The organism is Kitasatospora sp. NPDC057518, assembly GCF_042802075.1.
Classification (GTDB): Bacteria; Actinomycetota; Actinomycetes; order Streptomycetales; family Streptomycetaceae; genus Kitasatospora.
Window position 1 is genome coordinate 1 of record NZ_JBHVEU010000497.1, and the last position, 6247, is coordinate 6247.

Annotated in this window: 12 protein-coding genes; 5 read left to right on the plus strand and 7 right to left on the minus strand. The window is 67.6% G+C overall.

Annotated features, from left to right (window positions below; genetic code table 11):
- Positions 1 to 123: 123 nt before the first annotated feature.
- The 3 genes from ACFU7Z_RS34245 to ACFU7Z_RS34255 form a co-directional block, all read right to left on the minus strand.
- On the minus strand, positions 124 to 675 hold the full coding sequence (locus ACFU7Z_RS34245; protein ID WP_380781854.1) for a DUF6879 family protein: 552 nt from the start codon (positions 673 to 675) through the stop codon (positions 124 to 126).
- Between the two features lie 79 nt (positions 676 to 754).
- Positions 755 to 1171 (minus strand): DUF6879 family protein, encoded by a 417-nt coding sequence (locus tag ACFU7Z_RS34250; protein ID WP_380781869.1) that lies wholly within the window; start codon positions 1169 to 1171, stop codon positions 755 to 757.
- A gap of 35 nt (positions 1172 to 1206) precedes the next feature.
- Positions 1207 to 1467, minus strand: a complete 261-nt coding sequence (locus tag ACFU7Z_RS34255) for a DUF397 domain-containing protein (RefSeq protein ID WP_380781856.1) — start codon at positions 1465 to 1467, stop codon at positions 1207 to 1209.
- Positions 1468 to 1815: 348 nt separating this feature from the next.
- Between ACFU7Z_RS34255 and ACFU7Z_RS34260 the strand changes: the two genes are divergently transcribed.
- Complete coding sequence (locus ACFU7Z_RS34260) at positions 1816 to 2319, plus strand: GNAT family N-acetyltransferase (protein ID WP_074005482.1); 504 nt, start codon at positions 1816 to 1818, stop codon at positions 2317 to 2319.
- Between the two features lie 55 nt (positions 2320 to 2374).
- Here the strand turns inward: ACFU7Z_RS34260 and ACFU7Z_RS34265 are convergent, their stop codons facing one another.
- Positions 2375 to 2572, minus strand: a complete 198-nt coding sequence (locus tag ACFU7Z_RS34265) for a DUF397 domain-containing protein (protein ID WP_380781858.1) — start codon at positions 2570 to 2572, stop codon at positions 2375 to 2377.
- Positions 2573 to 2770: 198 nt separating this feature from the next.
- On the opposite strand from ACFU7Z_RS34265, the gene ACFU7Z_RS34270 reads away from it, so the two are divergent.
- A complete protein-coding gene (locus tag ACFU7Z_RS34270) occupies positions 2771 to 3307 on the plus strand; it encodes a hypothetical protein (RefSeq protein WP_380781860.1) in 537 nt (178 codons plus the stop codon).
- A 47-nt stretch (positions 3308 to 3354) separates the two neighbouring features.
- On the opposite strand, the gene ACFU7Z_RS34275 is transcribed toward ACFU7Z_RS34270, so the two are convergent.
- Together ACFU7Z_RS34275 and ACFU7Z_RS34280 are read right to left on the minus strand one after the other, a co-directional pair.
- Complete coding sequence (locus ACFU7Z_RS34275) at positions 3355 to 3552, minus strand: DUF397 domain-containing protein (protein WP_375876464.1); 198 nt, start codon at positions 3550 to 3552, stop codon at positions 3355 to 3357.
- A 2-nt stretch (positions 3553 to 3554) separates the two neighbouring features.
- Positions 3555 to 4448: a helix-turn-helix transcriptional regulator gene (locus ACFU7Z_RS34280; RefSeq protein WP_143204701.1), complete on the minus strand. Its 894-nt coding sequence runs from the start codon at positions 4446 to 4448 to the stop codon at positions 3555 to 3557.
- Between the two features lie 138 nt (positions 4449 to 4586).
- On the opposite strand from ACFU7Z_RS34280, the gene ACFU7Z_RS34285 reads away from it, so the two are divergent.
- Both ACFU7Z_RS34285 and ACFU7Z_RS34290 read left to right on the plus strand, forming a co-directional pair.
- On the plus strand, positions 4587 to 4955 hold the full coding sequence (locus tag ACFU7Z_RS34285) for an ATP-binding protein (RefSeq protein WP_380781862.1): 369 nt from the start codon (positions 4587 to 4589) through the stop codon (positions 4953 to 4955).
- The gene (locus ACFU7Z_RS34290; protein ID WP_375876465.1) at positions 4952 to 5194 is read left to right on the plus strand and encodes a hypothetical protein; all 243 of its coding nucleotides are present in this window, start codon (positions 4952 to 4954) and stop codon (positions 5192 to 5194) included. Before ACFU7Z_RS34285 ends, ACFU7Z_RS34290 begins: the two co-directional genes overlap by 4 nt.
- A 48-nt stretch (positions 5195 to 5242) precedes the next feature.
- Here ACFU7Z_RS34290 and ACFU7Z_RS34295 read toward each other — a convergent pair whose 3' ends face one another.
- Positions 5243 to 5836: a TetR/AcrR family transcriptional regulator gene (locus ACFU7Z_RS34295; protein ID WP_380781865.1), complete on the minus strand. Its 594-nt coding sequence runs from the start codon at positions 5834 to 5836 to the stop codon at positions 5243 to 5245.
- Positions 5837 to 5914: 78 nt separating this feature from the next.
- Between ACFU7Z_RS34295 and ACFU7Z_RS34300 the strand changes: the two genes are divergently transcribed.
- On the plus strand, positions 5915 to 6247 hold a 333-nt coding region (locus ACFU7Z_RS34300), incomplete at its 3' end, for an MBL fold metallo-hydrolase (protein WP_380781867.1).

Genomic DNA, 6247 nt, shown 5'->3' on the forward strand with positions numbered 1-6247 from the left:
CTTCGGTTCAGCCGAAGCGGCGACGCGGACCCAGCCCCATCGCGTGCGTGAGAAGTCGGCCAGGCCGACTTCCTGCGCGATGGTAGCCGCAAGGCTTGAAGGCTTATTCGAGGTCCGTTCCTCTCACTCGCTTCCGTGCCGGGCCCACCACTCGGCGAAGGGCACCGCACGGCTCAGGGCGAGGTCGCGGTACCCCAGCCACTTCTCGGTGGTCGACTCCCTGTCGGCGTCGAGGAACGTGCCGCCGTCGCCGTAGCGCATGGTGATGACGGTGGACTCGTCGAACGCCCAGAAGTCGGGAACACCATCGAGCGGATTCGGCTGGTCGGTGGTGTCGAGGATGAAGAACTCCTCCCCGGCGGTGGCGTTCTTGGCGTATCCCCAGCCGAGTTCGAACCGGAGGTAGGGGGTCAGCGGCCGGGAGAGGATGTGGACCCGGTACATGCGCTTCCCGCCGGCGGTGTTCGCCCGGACCTCATCCACCCACTCCTGGTTGTAGTCGGCCGGCTGCGGTTCACCATCGAGGAACGCGCGGAGGCTCGCCGCGTTCGATGACCCGCTGTAGTCGTCAAGCGTTTCCAGTCGGAACGCCTCCCGCTGGAACGTCGAGAAGAGGTTCTCGAAGTCTTCGCCTGAGATGCTCTCTGGGAATCCTCCGGCTGGGCTAGGGCTCAACTGCTACTGGGAGTAGATCAGTTGGCGGAGATGGAAGCGGTGGTAGACGGCCGTCGGTCGGGCTGGTCCGGGTCGAGTGTCACCCGAGCGTGTTCAGGAATTCGAGAAACGGTACGGAGTGGGCCAGGGCGAGCTCTTTCCACTCCTGGTACTGGCGCATGTCGCCGGTGACCAGTTCACGGTTGATCTGCGTGCCGTCAGGCCGGAAGTTCAGGTGGACGGCCGAGGAACCGTCGAACAGCCACCAGTCCTGGTCGGGGATCCCGAGATCCCGCTCGGTGGCGTCCAGGATCCGGATGTCCTCCCCCGCGGTGATGTTGCCGGGGATGCCCCAGGCGAACTGGTACCGCTGGTAGTCCGTGAGGGGCCGGCGCACCACGCGGACGCGGCCGATCGTCCGCCCGGAGGAGACGAAGCCGTGCACCCGCCGGTGCCGCGAGGTTCTCGGCCTCCTTGGGCATGGTGTAGGCGGGCTGGGCCTCGAACCGGAAGGCATCGTGCTGGTAGCCGTCGAAGTGGGCGCGCCACTGGTCACCGTCCAAGGATACGAACGGCCTCCTCCAGGACGTGCTGGGGGATCTCAACGGTGGGCACTTTCAGGGCCGTGAAGTGGTCGAACTCGCCGGCCTTGGCGCTGTGGAGCCAGGCGGCGAGCTTGGTGGGGGTGGTGGTGACGACGGTGGTGGGGTCGTCGGACTCGCGGATGTAGAGGAGGTCGTCAGCGGACGCGATTTCGACGCAGTTGGCCTCCTCGCCGCTGAAGCTCGACTTCTGCCAGTTGAGATGTTTCATGGCTACCTTTCCGGCGCTGTGTGACGGCTGGAGCAAGTCCGGTACAGCCTCTGCCGTGCGCGTGCTGCTACCACGACGGCCCGTGTCCCAGGATGCCTGGCGTAGGGGCCGAGAAGTTGCTCCCTGCGCGGGAAGTCGGCCCAGGCGACTTCCCGCGCGAGGCTTTAGGCGGTTGTTGATGTGGGGGTGGGTGGGGAGATGGCCGGCGTCTTCGAGCGGTTCCGGGACCTGGCCGGGATCGATGCGGAAGGTGTGGAGACGAGCCTTGCGCCGGGGCGGCGGGATCGTCCGGTTGGTGGGGAGAAAACCAGGGGGGCGGGCGCCGGCACGGTGCTACGGTCGGGCGCCATGAGCTGGCTACCCGATGACTTCGTCCACCCCGTCCACGTGCCGCTGCCCGGCGGGCGCCACCACCTGCGGCCGGTCCGGGAGGCGGACGCGCCGCTCGACTATCCGGCCGTGATGGGTTCGCGCGAGCGGCTGTGGACCGTCTTCGGTCCGGCCTGGGGCTGGCCCGCGGCCACCATGACCTTCGAGGCCAACCAGGCCGACCTGTTGCGGCACGAGAAGGAGATCGCCGCACACCAGTCGTTCAACTACGCGCTGCTCGACGAGGCGGAGACGGCCCTGCTCGGCTGCGTCTACATCGACCCGCCCGCGAAGACCGGCGCCGACGGCGAGATCGCCTGGTGGGTGGTGGACGACCTCGTGGGCAGTGAGGTCGAGCGGGCCCTGGACGCGCTGGTGCCGCAGTGGATCGCCGCCGACTGGCCGTTCGAGCAGCCGCGCTTCCTCGGCCGGGGGATCTCGTGGACTGACTGGCTCGCCTTGTCCGCACACCCCGACGCGTGAGCTGACCCGGAGGCCCCGTGCCCCGGCCCGGCGCCGGGGGCACGGGGGAGGGAAGTCAGGCTTCGATGAAGTGGTCGAACTCGCCGGCCTTGGCGCTGTGGAGCCAGATGGCGAGCTTGGGGCGGGTGGTGGTGACGATGCGGGTCGGATCGTCGGACTCGCGGAGGTAGACCAGCTCACCGTCGGAGGCGATCTCAAGGCAGTTGGTGTTGGTGCCGCTGAAGCTCGACTTCTGCCAGTTGAGCTGTTCCATGTCTACCTTTCCGGCGCTGTGTGACGGCTGGAGCAAGTCCGGTACAGCCTCTGCCGTGCGTGTGCTGCTACCACGACGGCTCGTGTCCCAGGATGCCTGGCGTACGGGCCGAGAGCTTGCTCTCTGCGCGGGAAGTCGGCCCAGTCGACTTCCCGCGCGAGACTTTAGGGGGTTGTCGTTTTGGGGGTGAGTGGGGAGATGGCTGGCGTCTTCGAGGTGATGGGGCTTCTGCGGTCCACATTGGCGGTGTACCGGGAGGAGTTGGGGCTCCTGGATTGTGAGGTGCCGCAGGGCGGGGACGGCAGCTCGGTTCCGGCGGGGACGCCCGAGGGGGTCAGGGAGCTGATGGCGGCCAGTGACGGGCTCTACCTGGACCACTCGTGCCGGCTCTACCGGGCCGACGAGTTGGCCGACCGGCAGTGGGCGGAGGGGCTGGAGGGAGCGGGGCTGCCCGGTGGTGGGGTGCTGGAGGACGCGTCGCGGTTCTTCTACTTCGGGGAAGCCGCGTCGAGCCCGCTGCTGGTGGATCGCGACGGCAGCGTGTGGAGGGTGCCGGACGAGGGCTGCATCTGGTTCACCGGGTGCAGGGTCGAGCCTGTCGCGGGCAGTGTCGAGGAGTTCTTCTTCGAGTGGATCGCGGGGGAGCGCTTCCGGGACCTGGCCGGGCTCGATGCGGAGGGCGTGGAGACGAGCCACTGGTACCGCGTGCTGGGACTGGCGGGGCGAGTGGGTTGAACGGGGTCCCCGTGCCCGGCCCACCGCCGGGGCACGGGGGAGGGGAGTCAGGCTTCGGCGAGGTGGTCGAACTCGCCGGTCTTGGCGCTGTGGAGCCAGGCGGCCAGCTTGGTGGGCGTGGTGGTGACAATGTGGGTGGGGTCGTCGGACTCGCGGATGTAGACGAGGTCGCCAGCGGACGCGATTTCGACGCAGTCTGCCCTGTCGCCGCTGAAGCTCGACTTCTGCCAGTTGAGCTGGCTCATGACTACCTACCTTGAATCTTGTACCGAACGTGCTGGATCAAGCCCCACGAGTCGCGATGGGAAGGCGACGAGGGCGTGGCCGTGTTCAGGGGCGGCAGGGCCAGTCCCCTGAGTCGCTCGAACCTACGTCGGAATGCGGCCACGTCCTCAGGATCTCCCAAGAAGTCTGAATCATGTGGATGTTCCAGCAGAACCGAGTCAAGGCGTACGTGAGCCCCGTGCATCAGGACGAACGGGGTCTCACTCCGGGAGTAGGTGGTGCAGTCGAACGAGAGGATCTGGACCGTGACATGGGGCAGCCTGCTGACCTCGATGAGGTGGTTCAGCTGGTCGCGCATGATGGTCGGTCCCCCGTACATCATGTGCAGAGCCGCTTCATGGATAACAGCGTGGAAGGGTGGGGCGTTCTCGACGGCGAGCAGCTCCTGTCGGCGCTGACGGAACTCGACCCTCTTCTCCGCGTAGTCGTGGATGATCTCGCTGTAGGCCTTGGTCTGGAGCAGGCCGGGAATCAGGAGCGTCTGGTAGCTGTCCAAGGCCGTCGCGCTCGCCTCTGCTTCGGCGAGATCGATCGCGGTGGGATGCACGTGAGGTTTGTAATCGTTCCACCAGGCCGTCTTGGAACCCTTGCTCATGGCTGCAAGACCGGCTCGGTAGTCGGTGTCTGTGATCTCGCACAGATCAAGCCAGACATTCAATCGGTCAAGGTTGAGGCCCATCCGACCGGATTCGATGTGGCTGACCGCTGGCCCCTTCACGCCGATCGCCTGGCCGATCTCCAGCGCCGAGCGTCCGGCGGCATCACGTACACGGCGAAGCTCCTCGCCGAACCGGCGCTGACGTTCGCTGATCCCAGTCCTGAATGCCATCGGCGTGCCTTCCTCGCGGACCGTCACCTACGGACAGTGTAGATCCATGCGCAGAGCGTGTTGCCAACTTTGCCGAGAAGACCCTAAAGTTTCACTGCACTGCTCGCCGGATGAGGCGTCAGGTCTCTCCGTGCGTAGCTCATTTGAGCTGATGGGAGATTCCCCATGTGTGACCCCAACCTCAACTCCCCCTCCCTCACCGTGTCCCGCGAGGTGTTGCGCGACGCGATGGAGCGCGCCGGGTACCCCGACCCGGTCATCGGGGACGCCGAACTCGCGCTCATGGAGCTGGTCGTGAACGCGTGGCGGCACGGGCTGACGGCCTCGCCGGTCGTCACGGTCGGCTACTCCGGCAGCACCCTCCGCGTCACCGTCGCCGACCGCAGCTCGGAGCTGTCGAAGCATCAGAAGTTCGGTCTGCTCGCCGAGTCGGGGCGGGGGTTGCAGCTGATCGAGGGGCTCATGCACCGCTGGGGTGTCGAGCCGCAGAAGCTCGGGAAGCGGGTCTGGTTCGAGCTGGACCTGGTCGCGTGAACGCCCTCTATCCCATCAGGCCGGCCGATCCCGCGATCCGGCACCTCACCAGTCGGCAGATCGCCGGCCTGATCGTGGAACTCCGCGCCGAGGGGCGCGAGTTCGGCCTGCTCTGGCCGTCCGCCCAGCCCGGGGAGACCGTCCTGAACGGGCAGGTCCTGGTCTCGCTCGGCAATGTTCCGGCCAGCACTCTGATCAACCTGCTCGCGCTCGTCCGCGAGTTCAGGCAGTACCGGTAGCGGGCGCACGCGGGCTCCGTCCGTCGGACGGGGCCCGCGCCCGTGCGGTCAGTAGCCGGCCGTGAAGCCGGTGGCGAGGATGTCGAGCCTGGCCAGCAGGGCATCGGCGAGCGGGCGGTCCGCGCCGGCGGCGAGCCAGCGGCCGAGGGTCGTGATGTAGGTGTCGAACACCAGGTCGGCGACGGCCGCCGGGTCGAAGTCCGGCCGGATCTCGCCCCGTTCGGCTCCCCGGGTGGTGGCGGTGACGAACGCCCGCGGAGTCGTGGTGCCGAGGGCGAAGGCGGCGTGGAGGACTCCGCTGTCGTGCAGGTCCTTGGCCAGCGCGTACTCCCGCTCGTTGAGCTCCGCGAGGGTGCGCAGGGCGTCGGCGAGCGCATCGATGACGGAGTCGCCGGTGGATGCGCTCGCCTCGTCCTGCCGGTTCAGAACCTCGTGCCGCTGCTGGACCCAGGCGGTGACGAAGTCCTCCTTGCGGCGGAAGTGGTTGAAGGCCGTCTGACGTCCCACGTCCGCGCGTTCGGCGATGTGGTCGTAGGTGGTGGCCGCGTACCCCTGGGTGGCGAACAGCTCCAGGGCTGCCGTCAGGAGCCGTTCCCGGGTCGCGGTGCGGCGCTGGTCGTGTCGGTTGGGAGGAGAGGTCACAAGGGGAGCGTACTTGAATCCATTGATGGACTGGAGTACATGTTGGTACTCCAGTCCAATCAGTGAGGAGGCCTGACGATGGCCGTTCCGTACACCCTCGGCCTGCACGAGATCGCCCCGGACACCTACGCCTACCTGCAGCCCAACGGCTCCTGGGGCCTCAGCAACGCCGGGCTGATCGCCTCCGGCGACGAGGCGCTGCTCGTCGACACCCTGTTCACCGTCCCGCAGACCCGCGAGCTGCTCGACGCCGTCGCGCGCGCCCTGCCGCACGTCACCATCGGCACGCTGGTCAACAGCCACAGCGACGGCGACCACTGGTGGGGCAACCAGCTCCTCCCGGACGTCGTGACCATCGCCTCCGAGGCCGCCGCGGCCGAGATGCGCGGCGACCACCTGCACGCCGTGGTC